At 60.4% G+C, this 25,063-nt stretch carries 22 protein-coding genes; 9 read left to right on the top strand and 13 right to left on the bottom strand.

The features are described 5' to 3' along the window. Positions 1 to 263 precede the first annotated feature (263 nt). Both AC1DWG_RS02100 and AC1DWG_RS02105 read left to right on the top strand, forming a co-directional pair. A complete protein-coding gene (locus AC1DWG_RS02100; protein ID WP_108217489.1) occupies positions 264 to 446 on the top strand; it encodes a DUF6026 family protein in 183 nt (60 codons plus the stop codon). Positions 447 to 648: 202 nt separating this feature from the next. Continuing rightward, positions 649 to 858: a hypothetical protein gene (locus AC1DWG_RS02105; protein ID WP_007994798.1), complete on the top strand. Its 210-nt coding sequence runs from the start codon at positions 649 to 651 to the stop codon at positions 856 to 858. Positions 859 to 933: 75 nt separating this feature from the next. Here AC1DWG_RS02105 and AC1DWG_RS02110 read toward each other — a convergent pair whose 3' ends face one another. From AC1DWG_RS02110 to zapE, 3 genes are all read right to left on the bottom strand, one after another. Beyond that, positions 934 to 1,425, bottom strand: coding sequence for a GNAT family N-acetyltransferase (locus AC1DWG_RS02110; RefSeq protein WP_477761992.1), 492 nt, complete (start codon positions 1,423 to 1,425; stop codon positions 934 to 936). Between the two features lie 118 nt (positions 1,426 to 1,543). After that, positions 1,544 to 2,125, bottom strand: coding sequence for a DinB family protein (locus tag AC1DWG_RS02115; RefSeq protein WP_477753784.1), 582 nt, complete (start codon positions 2,123 to 2,125; stop codon positions 1,544 to 1,546). Positions 2,126 to 2,151: 26 nt separating this feature from the next. Continuing rightward, positions 2,152 to 3,270, bottom strand: coding sequence for a cell division protein ZapE (gene zapE, locus AC1DWG_RS02120; RefSeq protein WP_477787167.1), 1,119 nt, complete (start codon positions 3,268 to 3,270; stop codon positions 2,152 to 2,154). A gap of 158 nt (positions 3,271 to 3,428) precedes the next feature. Between zapE and AC1DWG_RS02125 the strand changes: the two genes are divergently transcribed. After that, complete coding sequence (locus tag AC1DWG_RS02125) at positions 3,429 to 4,481, top strand: aldo/keto reductase (protein WP_477761994.1); 1,053 nt, start codon at positions 3,429 to 3,431, stop codon at positions 4,479 to 4,481. 112 nt (positions 4,482 to 4,593) lie between these two features. Here AC1DWG_RS02125 and speB read toward each other — a convergent pair whose 3' ends face one another. Further along, a complete protein-coding gene (speB, locus tag AC1DWG_RS02130) occupies positions 4,594 to 5,553 on the bottom strand; it encodes an agmatinase (RefSeq protein ID WP_477761995.1) in 960 nt (319 codons plus the stop codon). 20 nt (positions 5,554 to 5,573) lie between these two features. Then, positions 5,574 to 6,665, bottom strand: a complete 1,092-nt coding sequence (locus AC1DWG_RS02135) for a polyamine ABC transporter substrate-binding protein (RefSeq protein WP_477760360.1) — start codon at positions 6,663 to 6,665, stop codon at positions 5,574 to 5,576. A 101-nt stretch (positions 6,666 to 6,766) separates the two neighbouring features. Between AC1DWG_RS02135 and AC1DWG_RS02140 the strand changes: the two genes are divergently transcribed. From AC1DWG_RS02140 to AC1DWG_RS02150, 3 genes are all read left to right on the top strand, one after another. Further along, the gene (locus AC1DWG_RS02140; protein ID WP_477761996.1) at positions 6,767 to 7,660 is read left to right on the top strand and encodes a LysR family transcriptional regulator; all 894 of its coding nucleotides are present in this window, start codon (positions 6,767 to 6,769) and stop codon (positions 7,658 to 7,660) included. A 163-nt stretch (positions 7,661 to 7,823) separates the two neighbouring features. Next, complete coding sequence (locus AC1DWG_RS02145) at positions 7,824 to 8,930, top strand: enoyl-CoA hydratase/isomerase family protein (RefSeq protein WP_477787168.1); 1,107 nt, start codon at positions 7,824 to 7,826, stop codon at positions 8,928 to 8,930. 3 nt (positions 8,931 to 8,933) lie between these two features. Beyond that, positions 8,934 to 10,085 (top strand): acyl-CoA dehydrogenase family protein, encoded by a 1,152-nt coding sequence (locus AC1DWG_RS02150; protein WP_477761998.1) that lies wholly within the window; start codon positions 8,934 to 8,936, stop codon positions 10,083 to 10,085. Positions 10,086 to 10,207: 122 nt separating this feature from the next. Here the strand turns inward: AC1DWG_RS02150 and AC1DWG_RS02155 are convergent, their stop codons facing one another. The 6 genes from AC1DWG_RS02155 to AC1DWG_RS02180 form a co-directional block, all read right to left on the bottom strand. Next, positions 10,208 to 10,981 carry an enoyl-CoA hydratase gene (locus AC1DWG_RS02155; protein ID WP_057714717.1) on the bottom strand — a complete coding sequence of 258 codons (774 nt, stop codon included), beginning with the start codon at positions 10,979 to 10,981 and terminating at the stop codon, positions 10,208 to 10,210. 13 nt (positions 10,982 to 10,994) lie between these two features. Further along, positions 10,995 to 12,122, bottom strand: coding sequence for an acyl-CoA dehydrogenase (locus AC1DWG_RS02160; RefSeq protein WP_477761999.1), 1,128 nt, complete (start codon positions 12,120 to 12,122; stop codon positions 10,995 to 10,997). Between the two features lie 142 nt (positions 12,123 to 12,264). After that, complete coding sequence (locus AC1DWG_RS02165) at positions 12,265 to 13,458, bottom strand: acetyl-CoA C-acyltransferase (RefSeq protein WP_477754234.1); 1,194 nt, start codon at positions 13,456 to 13,458, stop codon at positions 12,265 to 12,267. Positions 13,459 to 13,470: 12 nt separating this feature from the next. Beyond that, positions 13,471 to 14,232: an SDR family NAD(P)-dependent oxidoreductase gene (locus tag AC1DWG_RS02170; RefSeq protein WP_477762000.1), complete on the bottom strand. Its 762-nt coding sequence runs from the start codon at positions 14,230 to 14,232 to the stop codon at positions 13,471 to 13,473. Positions 14,233 to 14,248: 16 nt separating this feature from the next. Then, positions 14,249 to 15,913 (bottom strand): AMP-binding protein, encoded by a 1,665-nt coding sequence (locus AC1DWG_RS02175; protein ID WP_477762001.1) that lies wholly within the window; start codon positions 15,911 to 15,913, stop codon positions 14,249 to 14,251. Positions 15,914 to 16,049: 136 nt separating this feature from the next. After that, positions 16,050 to 16,973, bottom strand: coding sequence for a carbon-nitrogen hydrolase family protein (locus tag AC1DWG_RS02180; RefSeq protein ID WP_477787169.1), 924 nt, complete (start codon positions 16,971 to 16,973; stop codon positions 16,050 to 16,052). A gap of 84 nt (positions 16,974 to 17,057) precedes the next feature. Between AC1DWG_RS02180 and AC1DWG_RS02185 the strand changes: the two genes are divergently transcribed. Then, a complete protein-coding gene (locus AC1DWG_RS02185) occupies positions 17,058 to 17,966 on the top strand; it encodes a LysR family transcriptional regulator (protein ID WP_477787170.1) in 909 nt (302 codons plus the stop codon). Positions 17,967 to 18,065: 99 nt separating this feature from the next. Here AC1DWG_RS02185 and AC1DWG_RS02190 read toward each other — a convergent pair whose 3' ends face one another. Further along, entirely contained in the window at positions 18,066 to 18,317 is a 252-nt protein-coding gene (locus AC1DWG_RS02190; protein ID WP_007983592.1) for a hypothetical protein, read from the bottom strand. A gap of 164 nt (positions 18,318 to 18,481) precedes the next feature. Here AC1DWG_RS02190 and AC1DWG_RS02195 point away from each other — a divergent pair, with 164 nt between their 5' ends. Continuing rightward, positions 18,482 to 18,799: an ElaB/YgaM/YqjD family protein gene (locus tag AC1DWG_RS02195; RefSeq protein WP_477754239.1), complete on the top strand. Its 318-nt coding sequence runs from the start codon at positions 18,482 to 18,484 to the stop codon at positions 18,797 to 18,799. Positions 18,800 to 18,884: 85 nt separating this feature from the next. Here AC1DWG_RS02195 and AC1DWG_RS02200 read toward each other — a convergent pair whose 3' ends face one another. Continuing rightward, a complete protein-coding gene (locus AC1DWG_RS02200) occupies positions 18,885 to 19,925 on the bottom strand; it encodes an Ldh family oxidoreductase (protein ID WP_477787171.1) in 1,041 nt (346 codons plus the stop codon). Between the two features lie 234 nt (positions 19,926 to 20,159). Between AC1DWG_RS02200 and AC1DWG_RS02205 the strand changes: the two genes are divergently transcribed. Next, entirely contained in the window at positions 20,160 to 24,992 is a 4,833-nt protein-coding gene (locus tag AC1DWG_RS02205; protein WP_477787172.1) for a dermonecrotic toxin domain-containing protein, read from the top strand. Positions 24,993 to 25,063: the final 71 nt, after the last annotated feature.

A 25,063-nucleotide genomic window follows, 5' to 3' on the forward strand; every position in this document is an offset into this window, starting at 1 on the left:
TCCCTACTACAAATAAAAGTGTGTCAAAGGTTATAGCCCAACGCGACTCATGAGGTTAGTCCAGAGCGTTGGCGTGAAGTTTCCGGGCATTGTGCCCGATCCTGATGGATAACGTCGGGAATCAAACCGAAGACACAACGACCATGAAAAATAAAAAAGTTCCCTTCGGGGGCAAAAGAAATCAAAATTGGCGCCGATAGTAGATCAGCCGTTGATTTTCGAGGCGGTTCTACAGTTGAGACACGCCATTTGCGAGGTGAGCAATGGGCACAGTACACACCGCACTGCCAGCACAAACCCTTTACGTCACAATCCGTCGTGATGAGTTGCGCCAGTTGAAGGACGAACGCGATCAATTGAAACAGGAGCTGGCGCAGTTGCGACTGCTGCTGCAAGCCAATCAGGTGCAGCCCCTGGCTGTGACGCAACGCGCCCCACTCGCCTGACCCCCCTCCTTTCAAGCGGGAGCAGTCTGCACTGCTTCCGCACCGGCTCGCGACCTTCTCCGAGCAGGCTTCCCGCGTTAGCCATGAAGGTCGTTGGTGAAGTTGATTCCCATTGAACGGATTCGGCGGATAATGCCATTTCGACACTGCTTCATTGATTCATGGACGAAAGGCATCCGACATCTGTAGTGGGAGGCAAACCATGAAACGCACCGCATTGATCCTCGCCGGCCTGATGGCCTTGGGCGCATCCAGCGCTTTTGCCGAAGGCGGAGCCGAACGCATGCGCTATTACTATGAAAGCCTGCGACTGGCCCAGCAACAAGCCTTGGGCCACCCCATCCAAAGCACTGAGCTGCGGGTTCCGGACGATCAAACCGCACAAATGACTGAAACCTACAGACCGAAATGATCCATGGACTTCTGACTCCAGGGTCACAGAAGACTGTCGGGCGTCCTGATGGACGCCCTTTTTTTGCCTGTTGAATCAGAGGCTCTTGATCCAGAACAGCATCCGTCCATGGGCCGGGTCGAACATGCCGGGGGCGAAACCGGCTTTTTCATAGGCCCCCTGGGCCACAGCGTTGCCTTCCAGCACTTCCAGGGTGAGCTTGCAGCAGCCACGCTGACGGGCGATGTCCTCGACTTTTTGCAGCATCTTCTGGCTCAAGCCCAGGCCGCGAAATTTTTTCACCACCGCCACATCGTGCACATTGACCAGCGGCCGGCAGGCAAAGGTGGAAAACCCCTCGAAGCAATTGACCAGTCCGGCCGGCTCGCCACCGACAAAGGCCAGCACACTGAAGGCGTGGGAACGCCGGGCGAGCTCTGCCGGGAGTTGCGCCAGCACATGGGCTGGCAACGGCTGGCCGCCGCCCATCGGGTCCTCGGCGTAGTGGTTCAACACCAGACAAATAGCCTCGGCATGCACCGGATTGGTATAACTGGCCTGAAGCACAAGAATTTCTGCGGAGTCCATTTCCATCCTCGATCACACATGAAGTAGCCCCCAGCATGTATTTCACGCTGAAGTGCCCGCTGCACGATAGCGCGAGCACCGTGTTACCGACAATCGCAACCGTGGAATTCTTTGGCGCTCAAGCGCCCCAGATCAAGGCTTCCGTCCATCCCAGCCCGGCAAAATCCTCGGCCCTCAAGTGCGACTCACCGGCGCAGAAAAACTCGTCGAGTTGCGGTGGCTGGACCGAGGTGCCGCTGAGCATGGCGTGTACCTGGCCGCGGTGATGGATCTGGTGTTCAAACAGATGGGACAGCAAGCGCAAGCGACTGTCGTGTTGCGGGGTGTCGCGGGCGATGGTCACGATTTTGCCAAGGTCGGCATCGCGCATCTGCTCGCAGTAGGCGATCAGCCGGCGGTCGACGTGGGCCTGTTCGCCAACGAGGTCCGTCGCCATGAGGCAGGGCTCGTCTTCCTTGAAAAACACCCGGCAATCGGGATGCGGATCGTCGCCGCGCAGTTCCCGCTCCAGGGCGTCCACATAGAACCAGTCACAGGTGAGGATGTGATTGAGCGTGGCGCGGATCGAGGGGAAGAAACTGACCCGGGGTGCGCTCAGTTCCTGCGGGCTCAACTGACGCCAGGCCTTGGCCAGTCGGTGATTGGCCCAGGCGTTCTGATAGGCCATGGTCAGCAAATGGTGTGACAGGGGCTGATTCATGTTCGCTGTTCCCGATCAAATCCTTATCAAACTTCGGCAAACCGTTGCAGTTGCATTTCCTGCAATCGGCTGAGGGTGCGGCGGAACGGGAATTCCAGATAACCCTCAGTGTAAAGCGATGCCATTGGCACTTGCGCTTCAAGGTACAGCGGCACCTTGCGGTCGTAGCATTCGTCCACCAGGGCAATGAAGCGTCGCACCCCGTCGTCGTGCACCGACAACTGCGGCAACTCGCGATCCCCCGCGTCCACCCGCTCGACACCGTCCTCGGTGCCGCGAGCAATGCGCCCGGCGCGTTTCTGCGCGCTGAGGTTGGGCACGTCACTCAACAGAATAGCGCCGTAGGTATCGCACAGGGCGATGAAATCCATGGCCGCGAAGGGTTGCTCGCACAGCGCGGCGTAACGGGTCCAGAGCACAGTCGGGCTGGCCTTGAGCACCTCAAGGGAACGGTAACCGACCTGGATCGAGTCGCTCGATACTGACTGGCCGACGCTCAACATCTGGAACACTTCATCCAGCGCGCCGGGCTGACCGGCCTCGGCCACCCAGTAGCGTTGCGAACCGGCTCCCGGATGCAGGCGATGGTCTTCCCCACCATCCACTGCAATTACCTGCATGTGCTGCTTGATCGCCGCGATGGCGGGCATGAAGCGGTCGCGATTGAATCCGTCGGCGTATAACTGGTCCGGCGGCAGATTGGACGTGCAGACCACCACCACGCCCTGTTCGAACATCACCTGGAACAGGCGCCCGAGAATGATCGCGTCGCCGATGTCGTTGACGAACAACTCGTCGAAACACAGAACGCGCACTTCTTCGGCCAATTCACGAGCCAGCGCCTTGAGCGGATCGGCGGTGCCGGTCAGTTGAAACGAGCGCTGGTGCACCCAGCCCATGAAGTGGTGAAAGTGCTGGCGCCGCGCCGGTACTCGCAGGCTTTGGTAGAACTGGTCCATCAACCAGGTCTTGCCCCGCCCCACCGGCCCCCACAGGTACACACCGGAAACGGGCGAACGGCCTTCATGCAGCGCTTCGTGGCATTTTTGCAGCGCCCACACGGCATATTCCTGGGCCTCGTCCTGGACGAAGCCCTTTTGTTCGATGGCGTGCTGCCAGGCGCTTAAGGGGGAATCAATAGTCATGGGCGGCAGTATGCCATTGTGCATTGAAAACGCGACCGGTGATCGGCAGTTTTGTGCAGAAAGGAAAAGCGCCTTGACGCATTAAATTACTAGCATAATATTTAATAGATGTTACTGACAATTTATTAACCTTGTCGCCATCCCTCTGGAGTCATCCCATGCATTACAAAGTTTTCGGTCGTAAAACCGGCTTGCGTGTTTCCGAACTGGCGTTGGGCGCCGGTAATTTCGGTACCGGTTGGGGTCATGGCGCCGAGCGCGACGAAGCCAGGCGCATTTTTGATGGCTACCTGGAAGCCGGCGGCAACTTCATCGATACCGCCAATGGCTATCAGGGCGGGCAGTCCGAGGCCATGCTCAGCGAATTCATCGCCGCAGAACGGGATAGCCTGGTCATCGCCACCAAATACACCCTCGGGACTACACCCGCGGCCGGCATTTCCCACACTGGCAACAGTCGCAAGAACATGGTGCGCGCCGTCGAAGAAAGCCTGAAACGCCTGAAAACCGATCACATCGACCTGTTCTGGGCCCACATGAGCGACGGCGTCACGCCCATGGAGGAGATCCTGCGCGGCTTCGACGACCTGGTCAGTGCCGGCAAGATTCATTACGCCGGGCTGTCGAACTTCCCTGCGTGGCGCATCGCTCGTGCCGACCTGCTGGCCGAGGTACGTGGTTTTGCGCCGATTGCCGCGATCCAGGTCGAGTACAGCCTCGCCGAACGCACCGCTGAGCGCGAACAACTGCCGATGGCCGAAGCCCTGGGCCTGGCCGCGACCCTGTGGTCGCCGCTGGGTGGCGGCTTCCTCACCGGTAAGTATCGCAACAGTGAAGGCGACAACCGCGCGAACAAACTCGGGGTGCTGATTCATGCCGAAAAAAGCGCCCGCGAAACTGCCCTGCTCGACACCTTGATCAGCGTTGCCGCAGAACTGGACGCCAGCCCGACCCATGTGGCCATTGCCTGGCTGCGGGAACAGGCCAAACGCTCGACCACGGCGCTGATTCCGATCCTCGGTTCCCGGACTCGTGAACAGCTGGACGCCACGTTGGGCGCGCTGAATGTGCAGTTGAGTGCTGAGCAACTGGCACGACTCGATAGCGTCAGTGATGTAGCCAGAGGCGTGCCGCACGATTCCATCAGCGGTTCATCCGCACGCTTCAGCGGTGGTCAGATCCTCGACCGGCCGATCGTTCCAGTGGCCTGACACCCATCAAAACTGTAGGAGCGAGCCTGCTCGCGATGAGGCCCTGTCAGCCAACAGAGATGTTGAATGCAGGACCGCCATCGCGAGCAGGCTCCCCACAGGGTTGGGTGTATTACTTATCGACCTTATGTTTAGCCGCATACAGACACAGCATCTCCATCGCCAGTGTCGCCGCCGCCAGTGATGTAATCTCTGCGCTGTCATAGGCCGGGGCCACTTCCACCACGTCCATGCCCACCAGATTGATCCCGCGTAGACCGCCGAGAATTTCCAGCGCCTGCACCGTACTCAAGCCGCCACACACCGGTGTTCCGGTGCCCGGAGCAAACGCCGGATCGAGGCAGTCGATGTCGAAGGTCAGGTACACGGGGTTGTCGCCGACCCGCGCCCGAATCGCCTCGACAATCGCTTCGCAGCCACGACGATGCACCTGCCGCGCGTCGAGCACTTGAAAGCCTTGATGATCATCGTTGGTGGTGCGCAAGCCGATTTGTACCGAACGTGACGGATCGACCAGCCCTTCCCTGGCCGCGTGCCAGAACATGGTGCCGTGATCGATGCGCTTGCCCTCTTCGTCCGGCCAGGTGTCGCTGTGGGCGTCGAAGTGGATCAGCGACAACGCCCCGTGCTTGCGGGCATGGGCCTTGAGCAGTGGATAGGTGATGAAATGGTCGCCGCCAAAGGTCAGCATCGCGCTGCCGGCGTCGAGGATGCGCTCGGCGTGGGCCTCAATCATTTCGGGCGTCGACTGCGGCGCGCCGTAATCGAAATCGCAATCGCCGTAGTCGATGACCGCCAGGTGATCGAACGGATCAAACGTCCACGGCCAGTGCCGTTCCCAGGCGATCCCGGCAGAGGCGGCACGAATGCCCCGTGGTCCGAAGCGTGCGCCGGGGCGGTTGCTGGTGGCCGTGTCGAACGGCACGCCACTGACGGCCACATCAACGCCACGCAGGTCACGACTGTAGCGTCGACGCATGAAGCTGGTAATGCCGGCGTAGGTACTTTCGGCGGCCGTGCCGTAAAGGCTGTCACGGGTAAGGGCTTGATCGTTCTGCATCGGGACGTCCATTGAAGGCTCCTGCTCTTTTCTTATTGGCGGCTACGGAAAGTGGTCCACAAACGGGTGCGCTGGCGCATGTCCTTGAGGCTCATGCTGCGGTCGGCGTAAAGCCGGTCACGCACATCGGCGGGTGGGTAAATGTCCGGATCTGTGCGCACTGCCTCATCCACCAGCGGCGTGGCGGCCTGGTTGGCGGTGGCAAAAAACAGCGTGTTGGTCAGCGCCGCGACGGACTCGGGGCGCAGCATGAATTCGATGAACTGGCGGGCAGCCTCGGGGTGTGGCGCGTCCTTGGGGATCGCCAGGTTGTCCTGCCACACGATGGTGCCTTCCCTGGGAATCCGGTAGGCGATTTCAAACGGTTTGTTGGCCTTGCGCGCCTGGTCGGCGGCCATGCTGGCGTCACCGTTGTAGGTCAGCGCAAGGCAGATGCTGCCATTGGCCAGATCGTTGATCTGCCGCCCGCTGGCGACGTAAAGCACCGAGGGTTGCAACTGATGCAATAACGTTTGGGCCGCGTCGAGATCGCTCTTGTCGGTGCTGTAGGGATCCTTGCCCAAATAATGCAAGGCCAGGCCGATCACTTCCTGTGGTGAATCAATGACCGCGATGCCACAGTCCTTCAGCTTGCTGGCGTATTCCGGTTTGAACAGCAGGTCGAGGCTGTTGAGCGGTACATTCGGCAGGCGTTTCTTCACCTCCTCGACATTCATCCCGAGCCCCAGGGTGCCCCATGTATAGGGCACGCCATAGCGATTACCGGGATCTACCGCCGCCATCTTCTCCAACAGATCGGGATCAAGATTGGCGTAGCCCTTCAGGCCCTCATGGGGGATGGCCTTGAGCGCACCTGCCGCCAGGCCGCGCGCCAGCACACTGGACGACGGGACGACCACGTCGTACCCGCTGCCACCGGTGAGCAGCTTGGTTTCCAGTACCTCCGGCGCATCGAAGGTGTCGTAGCGTACATGGATGCCCGTCTCCTGCTCGAACCGTTGCAGGGTTTCAGGAGCCACGTAATCGGCCCAACTGTACAGATTGACCACCTTGTCCTCGGCCTGGGCCGAAGCGGCAACGACGAGCAACAGCGCGGGTAAACACAGCTTGAACATGGGAGCCATGACGAACACCTGACCAGAGGAAGTGGTTGCAGGATGCGTCGTCGGATACATTGGTGAAATACCAAGTTAATTAACCTGACTTTATGACGGAGTAATGTTTGATGCTCGGCCAACTGCATGATCTGGATCTGCAATTATTGCGGTTGTTCGTCAACGTGGTGGAGTGCGGCGGCTTCAGCGCAGCCCAGGGCGAGTTGGGGTTGAGCCAGTCGAGCATCAGCCAGCAAATGGCCAAACTGGAAACCCGCCTTGGCTATCGCTTGTGCAGTCGCGGCAAGGGCGGATTCAAGATCACTCCCAAGGGCGAGCAATTGCTCAGCGCCGCCCGTGGACTGTTCGAGTCCATCGAAGCCTTCCGTCATCAATCCAACGGCGTGGCCGGACGCCTGATCGGCGAAGTGCGTCTGGGCCTGTCCGAAGCCCTGGATCAATCGGTGCTGCAACGGGTGGCCGAAGCAATCCGGCGCTTCCGTGAGCGGGACGAGTCGGTGCGTATCGAGCTGATCAGCGCCATGCCCGGCGAGATGGAACGCCTGCTGCTGCAACAGCGGCTGGACCTGGCCATCGGCTACTTCTCGCAAGTACAAAGTGCGTTTGACTACCGCGAACTGTTCATTGAAACCCAGCACCTGTATTGCGCCCCCGGCCATCCACTGTTCACCAACGCGAACCCGATCGATCAGGACCTGCAGGCCAGCGACCGGGTCGATCACCCCTACCGTTTCCTGCGCAGTGACGAACCCTTTCAGGGCAAGCGGTGTTCGGCACGTTCGGAGCAAGTCGAAGGCACCCTCGCCTTTATCCTTTCCGGCAAGCATGTCGGTTATTTGCCCAGCCACTTTGCCCGTGGCTGGGAAGACAAAGGTTTGCTCAGGGCCGTGCGCCGAGGCGACATGAGTTTCGATGTCGCGTTTCATCTGGCCCGGCATCGGGCTCAGGTGGCCGGCGATGCGCAGAAGGCGTTCGAAGAGGATCTGCTCGCGGCGTTTGCCTGAATACGCGTTGGTCTACGCTGAAACAGTGCCGGTCATCACCATGCAAAAATGCACAGATAACCTGCACTTATCCGGGTTGTACAAGGCAAATTTGCACTGATACGATCCGTCATCGCTCGCGCGCGAGCATCTCGATAAAGACAATAAAAGCAGGGAGTTAGTGATGACTGCTCAGGTTTCATCGAAGGGGACGCAGTTCATGGATGCCATGCACAACGATGTGCTGGCCGAAGTGCGCAACCACATTGGTCATCTGACCCTCAACCGCCCCGCCGGCCTCAATGCCCTCACCCTGGACATGGTGCGCAACCTGCACCGCCAGCTCGACGCCTGGGCCCAGGACTCGCAAGTGCATGCCGTGGTCTTGCGTGGTGCCGGGGAAAAAGCCTTCTGTGCCGGCGGCGACATTCGCTCGCTGCATGACAGCTTCAAAAGCGGCGACACCCTGCACGAAGATTTCTTCGTCGAGGAATACGCCCTCGACCTCGCGATCCACCACTACCGCAAACCGGTGCTGGCCCTGATGGACGGTTTTGTCCTCGGCGGCGGCATGGGTCTGGTGCAAGGCGCAGACTTGCGCGTGGTCACCGGAAAAAGCCGCCTGGCGATGCCGGAAGTCGGCATCGGCTACTTCCCGGACGTCGGCGGCAGTTACTTCCTGCCGCGCATTCCCGGCGAACTGGGGATTTACCTCGGCGTCACCGGGGTACAAATTCGCGCCGCCGATGCGCTGTATTGCGGGCTGGCGGACTGGTACCTGGAAAGCGAAAAACTGGGCGCCCTGGACGAAAAACTCGACCAGCTCGAATGGCACGACACGCCGCTCAAGGACCTGCAAGGCCTGTTGGCAACACTCGCCGTGCAGCAACTGCCAGATGCGCCACTGGCGACCTTGCGCCCGGCCATCGACCACTTCTTCGCCCAACCCGATGTGCCGAGTATTGTGAAGCAACTGCGTCAGGTAACGGTCGCCGACAGCCATGAGTGGGCGGTCACCACCGCCAACCTGCTGGAAACCCGCTCGCCGCTGGCCATGGCCGTGACTCTGGAAATGCTCCGTCGCGGACGCGAGCTGCCACTTGAACAATGTTTCGCCCTTGAACTGCATCTGGACCGCCAGTGGTTCGAGCGCGGCGACCTGATCGAAGGCGTGCGCGCCTTGCTGATCGACAAAGACAAGACACCCCGCTGGAACCCGCCCACCCTCGAGGCGCTGGACGCCAAACACGTGGCGAGCTTCTTCAGCGGGTTTGACCAGAGCGGGAGCTGAGCCATGCACGATATCGAATTGAGCGAAGAGCAAGTCATGATCCGCGACATGGCCCGGGATTTTGCCCGTGGCGAAATCGCGCCCCATGCCCAGGCCTGGGAAAAGGCCGGCTGGATCGATGACGGTCTGGTGGCGAAGATGGGCGAACTGGGCCTGTTGGGCATGGTGGTCCCCGAGGAATGGGGCGGCACCTATGTCGATTACGTCGCCTACGCCCTGGCCGTGGAAGAAATCTCCGCCGGCGATGGTGCGACTGGCGCTTTCATGAGCATCCACAACTCCGTGGGCTGCGGGCCGGTGCTCAACTACGGCAGCGAAGAACAGAAACAGACCTGGCTGGCGGACCTGTCCAGCGGCAAGGTCATCGGCTGCTTCTGCCTGACCGAACCCCAGGCCGGTTCCGAGGCACACAACCTGCGCACCCGCGCCGAACTGCGCGACGGTCAGTGGGTGATCAACGGCGCCAAGCAATTCGTCAGCAACGGCAAGCGGGCCAAGCTGGCGATTGTGTTTGCCGTGACCGATCCGGATTTGGGCAAGCGTGGCATCTCGGCGTTCCTGGTACCGACCGATACCGCTGGTTTTATCGTCGATCGCACCGAACACAAGATGGGCATCCGCGCTTCCGACACCTGCGCGGTCACTCTGAACGACTGCACCATCCCCGAGGCCAATTTGCTGGGAGAACGCGGCAAGGGTCTGGCCATCGCCTTGTCCAACCTCGAAGGCGGGCGAATCGGCATCGCAGCTCAAGCACTCGGCATTGCTCGCGCGGCGTTCGAAGCGGCGCTGGCCTACTCCCGTGATCGGGTGCAGTTTGGCAAGACGATCAATGAACACCAGAGCATCGCCAATTTGCTGGCCGACATGCACATGCAGTTGAACGCCGCGCGGTTGCTGATCCTGCACGCCGCGCGCCTGCGCACGGCCGGCAAACCCTGTCTGTCGGAGGCGTCACAAGCCAAGCTGTTTGCGTCGGAAATGGCCGAGAAGGTGTGCTCGTCCGCCATTCAGATTCATGGCGGCTATGGCTACCTGGAAGATTATCCGGTGGAAAAATACTACCGGGATGCGCGGATCACGCAGATCTACGAAGGGTCGAGCGAGATTCAGCGGATGGTGATTGCCCGCGAACTGAAGAACTACCTGGTGTGAAGCTCTAAACGCTTCGCTGGCAAGCCAGCTCCTACAGTGGGTTCGGTCGTTCACAAATGTCGTGTACACCCAAAACCTGTAGGAGCTGGCTTGCCAGCGAAAACGTCAGTCAGACCGCTAATTTACTTGCCTTGGAACTCGGCTTCCCGCTTGGCAATGAACGCCGCCATCCCTTCCTTCTGATCCTGCGTGGCAAACGCCGCATGGAACACCCGACGCTCAAAGCGAACGCCTTCGGCCAGGCTCACTTCAAAGGCACGGTTGACGCTTTCCTTGACCATCATCGCAATCGGCAACGACTTTTTGGCGATCAACGCCGCGACTTTCAGCGCTTCATCCAGCAACTCATCGCTCGGCACGATCCGCGCCACGATGCCGCAACGCTCCGCTTCCACGGCATCGATCAGGCGCCCGCTCAGGCACATCTCCATGGCCTTGGCCTTGCCCACGGCGCGGGTCAGGCGCTGGGTGCCACCCATCCCCGGCAGCACGCCGAGGTTGATTTCCGGCTGACCGAATCTGGCGTTGTCGCCGGCCAGGATGAAGTCGCACATCAACGCCAGTTCGCAGCCACCGCCCAAAGCAAAACCATTGACCGCCGCAATGATCGGCTTGCGGCGGTTGGCCACACGGTCGCTGTCGCTGAACAGGTCGTCGATGTAAATCTGCGGATAGGTCAGCTCGGCCATTTCCTTGATATCAGCACCGGCGGCGAAGGCTTTTTTCGAACCGGTCAGGACGATGCAGCCGATGTTCGAGTCAGCCTCGAAGCCATCGAGAGCCTGATTCAGTTCGCTGACGATCTGCGCATTCAACGCGTTCAACGCTTGTGGACGGTTGAGAGTGATCAGGCCAACGCGGCCGTGGGTTTCCAGCAAAATCGTTTCATAGCTCACAGGGGACTCCTTCTTATAGATTGCGCGAAATGACCATGCGCTGAATATCGCTGGTGCCTTCGTAGATCTGGCAGACCCGCACGTCGCGGTAGATCCGTTCCAGCGGGAAGTCGTTGAGGTAACCATAACCGCCGAGGGTTTGCAGCGCCGAGGAGCATACCTTCTCGGCCATTTCCGAGGCGAACAACTTGGCCATCGAAGCCTCGACCAAAGCCGGTTTGCCACTGTCACGCAGGGCCGCGGCGTAGTGCACCATTTGCCGCGCCACGGCGATCTGGGTCGCCATGTCCGCCAGGCGGAAGGCCACGGCCTGGTGTTCGATGATCGGCTTGCCGAAACTCTGGCGCTCACGGGCGTAGTCGCGAGCCGCTTCGAACGCGGCGCGGGCCATGCCCACCGATTGCGAAGCGATGCCGACGCGACCGCCTTCAAGGTTGGCCAGGGCAATCCTGTAGCCTTCGCCCTCTTCGCCCAAACGGTTGGCCACCGGCACCTTCACGTTCTCGAAGAGAATCTGGCAGGTGTCGGACGCATGCTGACCGAGCTTGTCCTCGACCCGCGCAACGGTGTAGCCCGGCGAATCGGTCGGCACGATAAACGCGCTGATGCCGCGTTTGCCGGCACTCGGATCGGTCACCGCAAACACGATCACCACACCGGCATTTTGCCCGGAGGTGATGAATTGCTTGCAACCGTTGAGCACGTAATGATCGCCTTCCAGGCGCGCACGGGTTTTCAGGCCGCTGGCGTCGGAACCGGCCTGGGGTTCGGTCAAGGCAAAAGCACCGAGCATCGCACCGCTGGCCAGTGGTTTGAGGAAGCGCTCTTTCTGCTCATCCGTGCCGTAGTTGAGGATCGGCACACAACCCACGGAGTTGTGCACGCTCATGATCGTCGAACAGGCGCCATCGCCGGCGGCAATTTCTTCCAGGGCCATGGCGTAGGCCAGGTAACCGGTGTCGCATCCGCCCCACTGCTCCGGCACCAGCATGCCGAAGAAGCCCAGCCCGGCCATCTCGCCGATGGCTTCCTTGGGAAAGCGATGCTCGCGGTCCCACTCGGCGGCGAATGGTTTCAGCCGTTCCTGGGCAAAGTCCCTGGCCATGTCGCGGATTTGTTGTTGGTCGTCATTGGGGATCATGGTGAATCCTTGAAGTTAATTGCCCCCCTGTAGGAGCGAGCTTGCTCGCGAAGGACGTCAACGATGACGAGGGCTGCCTGGATGAATGCGGCGCTCTCAGGCCCTTCGCGAGCAAGCTCGCTCCTACAGGGGGGCGCTGGCCTTAATAGAGGCATTCCACGGCCATGGCCGTCGCTTCACCGCCGCCGATACAAATCGCTGCAACGCCACGCTTCAAGCCTTTCTGGCGCAGGGCCGAAAGCAAGGTCACGAGAATCCGCGCACCGGAAGCCCCGATCGGGTGGCCCAGGGCGCAAGCACCCCCGTGCACGTTGAGTTTCTCGTGGGGGATTTCCAGATGAGTCATCGCGGCCATGCCAACCACGGCGAAGGCTTCGTTGACTTCCACCAGATCGACGTCATTGAGCGACCAGCCGGTTTTTTTCATCAATTTCTTGATCGCACCGATTGGCGCCACTGGAAACAGACCCGGGGTGTCGGCAAACGCCGCGTGACCATGAATCACCGCCAACGGTTTCAGCCCTTGTTTCTGTGCCTGCGACTGGCGCATCAGCACCAATGCGGCGGCACCGTCGGAGATCGAACTGGAGTTGGCCGCGGTCACCGTGCCGCCTTCGCGGAACGCCGGTTTCAACGAAGCGATCTTGTCCAGCCTGGCTTTTGGCGGCTGCTCGTCATTGCTGATCACAACCTGCTCTTTGCCCACCGTCACGGTCAGCGGGACGATTTCGGCCTTGAAGCTGCCGTCCTTGATCGCCTGTTGCGCGCGGGTGGTCGAGGCGATGGCAAAGGCGTCCTGGGCTTCGCGGCTGAAGCTGTTGGTTTCGGCGCAGTCTTCGGCGAAGGTGCCCATCAGGCGGCCCTTGTCGTAGGCGTCTTCGAGGCCGTCCAGGAACATCGAGTCCTGCACCCGGCCATGGCCCATGCGGTAGCCGGCACGGGCACGGTCCAGCAGGTAAGGCGCGTTGGACATGCTTTCCATGCCACCGGCGACCACGACGTCGGCACTGCCCGCCACCAGCATGTCATGGGCCAGAATCGCCGCTTCCATGCCGGAACCGCACATCTTGTTCAGGGTGGTGCAGCGGGTCGATTTATCCAGCCCCGCGCCCAGCGCCGCCTGACGCGCAGGGGCCTGGCCAAGGCCTGCCGGCAGCACGCAGCCGAACAACACTTCGTCGACGGAATCGCTGGCAACGCCAGCGCGTTCCACCGCTGCCTTGATGGCCGCCGCGCCGAGTTGCGGCGCGGTCAGGCTTTTCAGTTCGCCCTGGAAACCGCCCATCGGGGTACGGACGGCGCTGACGATTACAATCGGATCGTTGGAAATAGTCATGACAAATCCTCCTTACTTGGCGGCCATGCGCAAGGCACCGTCGAGACGGATCACCTCGCCGTTGAGCATGCTGTTTTCAATAATATGCTTGACCAGCCCGGCATACTCGCCCGGTTTGCCCAGGCGTGGCGGGAACGGCACGCCAGCGGCCAGGGAATCGCGGACTTCCTGGGTCATGCCGGCCATCATCGGTGTCTCGAAGATGCCGGGGGCGATCGTCATGACACGGATGCCAAAACGCGCCAGCTCACGGGCCGCCGGCAAGGTCAGACTGACAATCGCGCCCTTGGACGCCGAGTAAGCCGCCTGACCGATCTGACCGTCATAGGCCGCAGCAGACGCGGTGTTGATGATCACGCCGCGCTCGCCGTCGGCATCCGCTTCGGTCTCGGCAATCGCCGCTGCCGCCAGGCGCAGCATGTTGAAGCTGCCGATCAGGTTGACGTTGATCACCTGGCTGAAACTGGCCAGTGCGTGTGGACCGTTCTTGCCGAGAATCTTCTCGCCACGCACGATGCCGGCGCAATTGACCAGGCCATTAAGGCCGCCAAAGGCCTTGACCGTCGCCCGCACCGCAGCTTCGGCCGCCGCTTCGTCGCTGATGTCCGCCACCACGCTGTGCGCGCCAAGGCGCTGGGCCTGGGCTGCAACGGCCTCGGCGTTCATGTCCACCAGCATCACTTTCGCGCCAGCGGCGACCAGCACCTCGGCCGTCGCTGCACCGAGGCCGGAAGCGCCACCGGTGACGATAAAAATCTTGTTCTCGATCTGCATCATTGTTTCCCTGGATTCAAGCTGGAAGGTTCTTCGCCGCGGCCTCTTGAGCCTTGGCGATTTCCTGGTTGCGCAAGATAAAGCGCTGCAATTTGCCGCTTGGGGTTTTTGGCAACTCGCTGACAAATTCGATTTCACGGGGGTACGAGTGCGCCGCCAGACGCTTGCGCACGTGCTGGCGCAGCTCTTCAGCCAGCTCGGGGGCGGCGCGGTATTGCGGGCTGAGCACGACAAACGCCTTGACCAGTTCGGTGCGCTCCGGATCGGGCTTGCCGACCACGGCGGCCTCGACCACGGCCGGGTGTTCGATCAGTGCACTTTCCACGTCGAACGGACCGACCCGGTAGCCGGAGGTGGTGATCACGTCATCGCTGCGACCGACGAAGCTGATGCTGCCGTCCGGGTTCCACTCCACGGTATCGCCACTCAGGTAGTAGTCGCCGACGAAAGCCTTGGTCGGCGCGCCTTCGTAGCCGGCGAACCAGCACATCGGCGATTGGCTGCGGTCGATGGCGAGGATGCCCGGCTGGCCAACGCCGAGTTCCTGGTATTCGTCATCCAGCACTACGATACGGTGGCCCGGCGAGGCAAATCCGGCGGCGCCCATGTGAATCGGATGTTCCAGGCCGTGGTGGTTGCACAGCACCATGCCCAGTTCGGTCTGGCCGTAATGGTCGTGGATGACCACGCCGAGGTTGTCGGCGAACCAGCGGATCACTTCCGGGTTCAGCGGCTCGCCGGCGCTGCTGACGATACGCAGCTTGCCCTTGATCGATCTGGCGAATTCTTCGCCGCCGGCAATCAGCAAACGGTAGGCCGTCGGCGAACCGGTGAGGTTGGTAATCCCGTATTTGTTGATCACCCGGCAGGTGCTTTCGAGGGTGAACGGGCCATCGTAAAAAGTAATCGGATGACCCATGGACATCGGCCCTGTGACACCGAAATAAATGCCGTAGGCCCAACCCGGATCGGCGACGTTCCAGAACGCGTCTTCCGGGCGCAGATCCACCGCATCGCGGGTGTAGCTCTGGAACGCAACGATGGCTTTGAGGGGCACCGACAGCGCTTTCGACGGGCCGGTGGTGCCGGAGGTGAACATCAGCAGGAACGGATCTTCGCCGGTCAGCAGCACCGGTTCACAGTCGGCGGAATAATTGGCCAGTTCGGCCCAGAAACTGAAATCGCCACGCACCAGGCCCTGCCCTTTGGCGCCGGTGACGGTAACGATGGTCGGGCAATCGGCGACTTCGGCGAGTTTTGGCCGGTTCACCGCATCGGTCACCACTACCTTGGCGCCAGAGCAGCCCAGGCGGTGTTCGATGGCCTTGGGGCCGAACGCGGTAAACAGCGGTTGATACACCGCGCCGATGCGCCAGGCGGCGAACACGGTGATCAACAATTCGATATTGCGTGGCAACAGGCCGGCGACCTTGTCGCCTTTCTTCACGCCCTGGGCCAGCAGGTAGTTGGCGAAACGCGCGGCCTTGTCCTGCAAGTCGGTGAAGGTGTACGTCGCACCGGTGCCGTCGCGTCCTTCCCAGAACAGCGCGATGCGACCCGGCAAGGCGTGCCGGTCACAGCATTCGACACAGGCGTTGAGGGCCGCCAGATCACCTGCGAGTGCGGCATCGACGGTGTGCTGATAATTGAACTGAGAAGTAGCAGACAAGTAATCGCGCATTGCCAGAATCCCTCTGTGTTTTTATTAGGTTGGGGGGAACCGTAATCAACAGGGAAATACTCGCTCTGCGCGGGGTGGCGGGCAATGGTCAAAGCTATCAAGTTGTCTGACTGCTTTGGCCAAAGCCCGCAGGGCATCAAGCGATGAAGCGCACTCCGGGTTTGGCGCGCTCGTCCACGGTCAGTTCGAACACATCCGGTCGGGCGTAGTGGCCAACCACGTCAAAGTCATAACGGGCGCGTACCAGGTCGTCGGTGTCGATTTGTGCAGTGAGCAGACCGGCGCTATCACGCAACGGTCCGGCGAGAATGTCGCCCATGGGACCGACGATCACGCTGCCGCCGGCGATCAACGGCCGATCCGCCGGCCAGTTGGCGATGTCCAGGCCCAGGGCCTGCGGCGATGCCTGGACCTGACAGGCACTGACCACGAAACAGCGTCCCTCATGGGCAATGTGGCGCATGCTGACCTGCCACATCTCCCGTTCGTCCACGGTCGGCGCGCCCCACACCTCCACGCCCTTGGCGTACATCGCCGTGCGCAGCAGCGGCATCATGTTTTCCCAGCACACCAGCGCACCGACGCGCCCGACCTGGCTGTCGATCACCGGCAAGGTCGAGCCATCGCCCTTGCCCCAGATCAGCCGTTCGGTGCCGGTGGGCATCAGTTTGCGGTGTTTGGCCACCAGCCCGGCCTGCGGATCGAGGTACAGCGCGGTGCAGTACAACGTGCTGCCCGCACGCTCGATCACGCCGATCACCAGATTGGCCCCGGTGCGCGCGGACAGCGCCGCCAGCGCCTCGGTTTCCGCGCCGGGTACGTCGATGGCATTGGCAAAATAGCGGGAAAAGGCTTCGCGACCTTCCGGCAGGCGATAGCCCAATTGCGTGCCAAAGCCCTCGCCTTTGGGATAACCACCCAGCAGCGCTTCGGGCATCACCACCAACCCGGCACCGGATTCGATGATCGCGTTTTCATAGGACAGGATCTGTTCCAGGGTGTCGGCCTTGCCACCGGGCATGGCGCCGATTTGCAGGGCTGCAACGATTGATTTGGGCATCTCGCAAACTCCATTCGCATCAGGGGTTGCTCATTCTCCGGCCTCACATGATCATCAATAAAGACCGATTCACTGCTGAATGATATGAGCCAAATGAATATCACCGACGTCGACCTCAACCTGCTCAAAGTCTTCGAAGCGCTGCACGAGGAGTCCAGCGCCAGCCGTGCCGCCTTGCGCCTGGGCGTGACGCAATCGGCAGTCAGCGCAGCCTTGCGTCGGTTGCGCGAGGTGTATGCCGATCAACTGTTCGTGCGCACCGGACGCGGCCTGGCTCCCTCGCTCAAGGCCAATCAGCTCAAACCGGTGGTCAGCGATGCCCTGAACAAATGCCGGCAGAGCCTGGCGATGGTCGATCCGGCCGCACAACAGTACGAAGGTCGCTCGGTCACCGTGGGAATGTCAGATGATTTCGAGATTGCCTACGGCCGGCGGCTGATCGAGGAAATCGCCCGGTGCGCGCCGAAATTGCGCCTGATTTTCCGTCAGACCCACAGCCAGATCGTCGCCCAGGCGTTGATGGAGCGCAGCATTGACCTGGCGATTACCGCGGGCGGGTTTGCCGAGCGGCTGCTCAGCCGTCAGGTGCTGGGGGAAGGTGGCTATCTGTGCCTGGTGGACCCGTCGAGCCTGGTCGAGAATCAGCAGAGCATTAGCCTTGAGGAGTTTGTGGCCCGCGAACACATTCTGGTGTCGTCCGGCGGTTTTATCGGGATTACCGATGAAGGATTGGCGGCGCTGGGGCTCAGTCGACGGGTGTGCGCCTCGACCACGCACTTTGCCGCGTTGCCGCATTTGCTCAAAGGCAGCCAGGCCGTGGCGACCATTCCGGCCCATGCCGCCCAAAGCATCGCAACGCTCAGCGGACTGGCGTTGCTGCCCTGCCCTTTGGCGTTGCCGCGTTACCCGATCGAGCTGGGCTGGCGCACCAGTACCCAGCTCGACCCGGTGGTGTTGAAAGTGCGCGAGGCTATTGTCGCCGGTTTCTCGTAGGAGCTGCGGCAGACTGCGATCTTTTGATGTTTTCTTTTCGGCGACTGCTGCGCAACAAGATCAAGCTCAAGATCAACAGATCGCAGCCTTCGGCAGCTCCTACTTGGCCGCCATCAAGCGATTGACTTCACTGCGCACCATGTTGGCGAATTCCGGAGGCGACATGCCGTCCAGTTCGGCGCGTACCCATTCGGCCCATTTGCCTTTGCGTTTGGCCCGTTCGCCAAACAACCGTGCGGCCTCGCCCTTGGCTTTGCCCAGGTTGTTTTGCCAGAGTTCGAACAGACGGGATTTCTCGTCTTCAAGCGCAGCGCGCTCGGCGAGGGGTTTGTCGGCCAGATTGAAGCTCATGGGAGTTTCCTGCTGCGTAAAATAGGCGACATCTTACACTGTAGGACGAAATGTCCTGCGCCGGTTTTTCAGCAAGATGGCCTCTCCGGGCAAAATAGCTGCAACTTTTCCGACGGCGACTGACTCCATTGTTCACTATCCACTTACCTGCAAGGAGTACTTCAATGGCCCGCAAAACCGCCGCGCAAGCCGCCGAAGATCAAATCAAGGATCAAGCGTTCAGCGAGCTTCAATCGCTGATCGAAGAGTCGGAAAAGCTGCTGAAAAGCAGCGCCTCGCTGGTCGGGGAAGAAGCGGAGACCCTTCGCGGACAAATCGCCCTGAAACTCCAGCAGGCCAGGGATTCGGTAAGCAGCGTACGCGACCGGACCCTGCCCGCGGTCGAGGCCACTGAAACCTATATCGGCGGGCATCCATGGCAAACCGTGGCGATTTCTGCCGGGTTTGGACTGGTGGTGGGGTTGTTGCTGGGCCGTCGCTAAGCACGGGCAAACACTGAACCCTGTGGGAGCGGGCTTGCTCCCACAGGGGTTGCGTTAATTAGACATTATTTGCCATTACCTCGGATCACTCCCCTGCCAGCTCCCGCAAGTTCGCCAGCGTCTGCGCATCCAGCTCAATGCCATTGACCTGTGATTTGGCGCGTTGATGGTGACGCCGGTCACCGGGCAAACGCTTCAAACCGACGCCGTGCATTTGCCGCACCAGTTCCTGGCTGCGCTCGGCAAAGCTTTGCCCCACCGCTTTGCCCGGGTCGATCACGATAAGCAATTGGCCAGTCCAGGGCGTCTTGGCGCCGGGATGGTTCTTCCAGTCGAATTCGAAGGAAAAATTGCCGCCGGTCAGTGCCGCCGCGAGCAACTCGACCATCATCGACAATGCCGAGCCCTTGTGCCCGCCAAAAGGCAGCAACGCACCGCCCTCAAGAATCGCTTTCGGGTCTGTGGTCGGCTGGCTGAGGCTGTCCACGCCCATCCCTGCCGGCAAGCGTTCGCCCTCGCGTGCGGCAATTTGCACATCGCCATGGGCAATGGCACTGGTGGCCAGGTCGAAGACAATCGGTGCGCCATCGGCCCGCGGCGCAGCGAAGGCAATCGGGTTGGTGCCGAACAGCGGCCGGTCGGCGCCGTGGGGCACCACGCAGGTCATGCTGTTGACCACGCTCAAGGCCACGAGGCCTTCATCGGCGAAGGGCTCGACATCCGGCCACAAGGCAGCGAAATGGTGCGAGTTACGGATTGCCAGCACCGCAATACCGGCACTTCGGGCCTTTTGCACCAGTAGTCCACGTGCAGCCGCCAGGGCCGGTTGCGCAAAACCGTTAGCGGCATCGACCCGCACAAACCCTGAAGCCACATCTTCGACCACCGGAACGGCCTGGCCATTGACCCAGCCGCTTTGCAGCGTCGAAACATAACCCGGAATCCGGAATACCCCGTGACTGTGCGCGCCGTCGCGCTCGGCACCGGCGCAGTTTTGCGCAAGCACCCGGGCAACGTCGGCCGACGTGCCGTGACGCAGAAAAATCTTCTCCAGCAAAGCGCTCAGCGCTTCGAATGACAGGTGTGACGAGATCGCAGTAGACGTGTGATCGTGTGGCGCAGACATCTGAAGCTCCAGACTAATTATTGGAGGGAACAACAGCGTACAAAGACCCGCCGATTAACAACGCGCGGCGAGCGACCTGTCAACCTTTCGCTCAGGGTCAATTAGGTATATGCGTGTCACGAATGCCCACGGCCCGTGCGTTATCTATTTACCGCCTGCATCATCCCGCCGGCTTTTAGTCTCGAAACTCAATCCACAGGCGCCCTTGAATGGCACCTTGAACGAGACTCGACGATGCCTGCATCTTTAACTCCGCTGTTTTTCCCCGAGGCACTGTCGTCGCCCGGCCTCTGGAGAGAACTTGGCAAAACCCACGGGCTGACGCAAAAGGACTTCGAATGGTTCAGCCATATCGAACTGGCCAGCCAGGCCCTGCGCGATGAGCAGACGCCGCCCATGCTGGCGAAAAAAATCCTGCTGAAAATACCGGGACTGGAACATTTGGCGCTGGCCGGCAGTTTTTTGCTGACCGCGACACCCGATGACAACGGCGTGATTCTCTACACCCCGTACGCCGGGATACAGAAGTTCACTGACCGTTCGGCCATGACCGAACATCTGGTGAAACAACTCAAAGTGGCCGACGAAGACGATAATCTGCTGGCCTTCATGGCGCTGTCTCAACGCAGGACGGTAGTGGACGCCGTGACCATCGAGCTGGACTTTCAAACCATCGAAGGCGACGTGTTCGAGGACCAGCGCAACACCCTCTCCAGCCGTCAGCAGATCAATGACCAGGCCCTGCTCGATGAGCTCAAAGCGCTGCCGTCCCTGACGTCGCTGCTCGAAGCATTGCTCAGTGAACAGCTGGCTACAGCTTTTCCCGGTCTGGACCAGCGTCAGACCCAGGTGAATTTCTACCTGGCGACAACGCAAGAAAGCGCTGGAGAAAGCCATCTGACGCGACGCTGGGTCAACTCCCTGTCCCTGAGTGACGCGATACTCCTGCACTATCGTCATCAGCGTTGGCCGTCCGGACAGTCCCATGAATTTTCCCATCCGAAAAAAACCTCGGCAAAAGCCGACCAGCCAATCTGGGAAGCCGCCGTCACTACGATCTCGCGCAAACTCGTCAGCCTGCTGGTCAGGCAGCTCGAAGGTTTCTGGGCTGCGGCGAGTGTCGATGGCGCATCGCGTCGCGCATTCTTCGGCCGGGCCATCGCCGATCAGGCACAAGTGCAACTGCTGCTCAAGCGCGAAGCCGGGATCATCACCCCGGAGCAAAGCCAGGATTTGCATGCGTTGATCTCGACGGCCAGCCGGGCGAACCAATCAATGACGGTCGAAACCGTGTGTCTGTGGGAGCACCGGGCCAACTATGTTGAGTTGGCCGGCTCACTGATGGTCAGCGCCAGCGATGCGTTTCTCTACACACCCACCCGAGGCCTGCAGGTGCTCAAGGACTATCAGGACTTGCGCGATACGGTGCTGAGCAAGTTCAGCGCGGCCGGGCACGAGGACGAGCTCTATGGCCTGCTGAGCCTGGACGAACGCCAGCGCTTCATCGGTTTTGACCGGCCGAATGTGACCGGGGAAGTGATTTCCGGCGCGATCTTCCACAAGCTCTTCGACGCGATCGTCAGCAAGCAACTGCAGAACATGGAATATGCCCTGCAGGTGTTCCGTCACAGTGACGGTACCGTGAACATCCACGCCCTGTTCGACAAGGCGCTGGATATCCGCTCGATGATCAGCGAGCGGCTGCTGACACTGGAGACCGACGGACGCTGGAGCACACGGCCCGTGTTAACCGGCGATCAGCATCCTTCCGCGGTGCTGGCGGATACCGCGGCAGCTTTCGCCAAGACCTTCAGCGACATCGAAACACTGATCAACGCAGATTTTTCGGCGCAACCGGTCGCTTCGCGGGCCTTGCAACGGGTTTATCTCGAAAACATGAAAACCCGCCTGGCCCATGCGCTTTCCGTCGGCATCCGGGGCGAGGCCAGTCTGCGCAGGCTCTGCGCGACACTGCGGGATGCGGACCGGGCCATTGTCGAAACGGTATTCAACCCGGATCAGGCAGACCGGCAGAGCCGTCTGTCACTCAAGGGCTTCCGGCCTGATGCCTATTCATTGACGCTGGAGTGCTCCGCTCAGCGCGATGTCCTGCCCCTGGCCCATTGTTTGCTCTTGACCGAGCGTGGCGGGCTCGACGCCTCGCATTCCGGCCGGACGATCCTGTGGACACCCGCCGAGGGCCTGGAAGTCTTTGACACCATCAGTCGTGCACGGCTGGAACTGAACCGCCGCCTGCTCGACCCACGACAACGCCTGGCGCTGCTGGACAACCTCACCCCCACCCAGCGCGTCTTTCACCAACGCTACTCACTGGGACCGCTGCGGCTGATTGAAGGATCTGTATTGGAGCGGGTCGCGCAATCGTCAATCGAGCACTTTCTGGCTCGCTGCGAACACGTAGGCACCTTCGATCTGAGCGAAACGAAGCAGAATAAAGCCCTGAAATCCCTGAGCACAACGGCCTTCAACGCCAACCTGCAAAGAGCCACCTCGATTGCCCGTGCGATCAGCCGGCAGCAGTCCCTGCCCGCCTGGCTTGGAATGGCTCCGCTGGAAGACCAGCGTCAGCACCTTGAATTGCTGGAGCAATACCGCAACAGCGTTGATGAGGACAAAGACTATTTGCACGGGATCAAACCCCTCAGGTCGTATGTGCATGAGACGTTGACGTCATTGCTCGGCAGCCGCTTCCCTAAAAAAACGCTGGACCCCGACAACATCGAAATCACCCCCCACCTGGCCCTGGTCGGCCCCGCAAGGGGCCTCACTGAGTTCGCCCTGAACCATGTCAACATCGCACAGGGCACCGGGTTCAAAGTCAGCTCGGCAACCCTTCAAGCCCTGCCCGCTGGGTTGGACCAGGCGGCTGTCCGTCAATTGTTGCTGTCATTGAACATCGCGCAAAACTACGCCAGACAGGTCACCGACAACTTGTCGAATCAAGCAGCTGACGTCGAAAACCGAATGCTGCGTTTCGTCAAACAACTGCCCTGGCAACTACTGCAACACGCCCACGAACTCAAGCTGCGGCAACGGCTGTCCGGTAGTGCTTTCGATTTGCTTCGCCAGGTACTGGACATGCCGGACGCCATCGCCCGGGCTATTGTTCAGGGAGCACATGCGATTGTCCGGCCACTGGAACTGATCAAGACAACCGGCGCCGCCGCCGTCAAAGCGCTGGGCCTTTACCTGATCGGCCCTGGCGGTGGCAACACAGGCCCACAAATTCTCTATGCCCCCTACCATCCCGGAGGCTCGCCGTTTGTAGAGTTTGAAAATGAGGCCAGCGTTGTCTCGGCGTTCAACACGCCGGGACTCTTGCAGGAAATGTTGATACGTCGCCTGCCAGACAGTGAGCAGACAGTGTTTCGCAACCTGTTCGAATCCACCATTGGCCAGTTGAGCGAAATGACGCTTGCGTCCAACCCCATCGGCGGCAACGTACTCACCCGTTTTTTCCATGACAACACCCAACTGCTGACACGATTGCTCGGCAGCCAGTCGCATGTTTCAGGCCAGTCGGACTGGGAGGCTGCCAAACACCTGTTCAGCTCCGGAATCAATCTCTTTTCGGGGCTGTTACCGGGCAAACTCGCGTATCTGCAGTTTCTGTGGAATGCCTACAAGGACGCGCGAAACTCGGCCGAAGCGCTGCAGGACCATCACTGGAAAACTGCATTGCTGGATTTTATTGCCGGTGCGGTGCAGATCGTGACGTTGGGCCGGTTATCGCTTGAAGGATGGGCCGACAGCGCCCAGGCAACCGGTGAAGCCATCGCTCAACCGATTGCCACCCCCGTGATTGCGCAAGCCTGGTCGCAGGTCCGTTCGACAGCACCGTTGCGTACACGACTGCAACCGTTCGAAACCACCGTCGAACTGAAGAACCTGACGAAAAACCGCACTGACGGCACCTATCTCGAAGCGGCCAGCCGGAAAACCTTCGCCGCCATTGCCGGCAAGGTGTACGGCGTGAACAAGACCGGAGCGGTTTGGCGAATGGTCAAAGGCGAAGAAGAAGGCCCCGTGTTACTGACGACGCCTGACAAGCAACTGGTGACCGACCCGGACACCCACACCGTCCATTTCGGCAAAGCCCTCTCGAAAATGCACAATCAGTTTGCCAACGCCTATGTTGCCAGGCAGGTGCTGAACATCGAGGCCCGGGGGATGGAGGAAATCCGCGCGAAACATCCCGAAAAAGCCCGCATGATCGTGCAGGCCATCGACGTGGCTCGCTATTACGCGTTCAACAGCCTGCACAACCTGGTGCAACTGCGCAAACTCGTCCCGGGCACACGGCTTGATACCTTCCTCAAACAGTTCTTTGATGTTGGCCAGGTCGACAACGCACTGATCGACAAAATCAAACAGGCCATCGTTCCCGTCTGCAACGCGCTGGTCGATCCCGATGAAGACTGGATGAACTCGCAACGTTTTATCGTGGGTTCAAGCCGGAACCCGAAGGACAGCCTCGTCGCGTTTGTCCTGGACAAGGATCAACAGCGCAATGTGCATTTCACGGAAAGATTCTTCGATCAACAACTCGACTGGTACAAATCCTGTTTGACACAACCCTTCGACGTCGACGGCCACAGCCAGGCCGCGACGCTGATACACGAGTTCGCTCATTTGTTTTCCGGGGCCGTGGACATTGCATACCTTGAGGCCAGGCGACCGTTCAGCGATCTGGTGGCATCGATCACCGCCTATGGCGCAGACATGAAACAGTCTCAGATGGACTTCCAGCGAGTAGCCTTGTCGATGGAAACACCCAAGGAAGAATTGTTCGCACGCTGGAACAGTGGGCTGCAAACGTGGATCAGCCTGGATTCGATTCCGGATTCTTATCACGTCGGCAAGGCCATTCTGCGGCTGACGGGCAGCAAGACCATGGAGAAGGCACGGGAAGCTTTTTTGAACGGGCAGGATTCGAAGATCCGAACCGACGTCATTTTGCACAATGCCGACTCGATCGCCTTTCTGATCTGCCAAATGGGTCGACAACTGGACCCGGTGCCGGTCACTTCGACCACTGATACCTGATCCCGACGTAATAACGCGCAGATCTCCGGGTCTGCGCTCCACAGCGGGAATTATTTTGATCTTTTATTCAC

Source organism: Pseudomonas sp. P4_B3 (assembly GCF_056402295.1).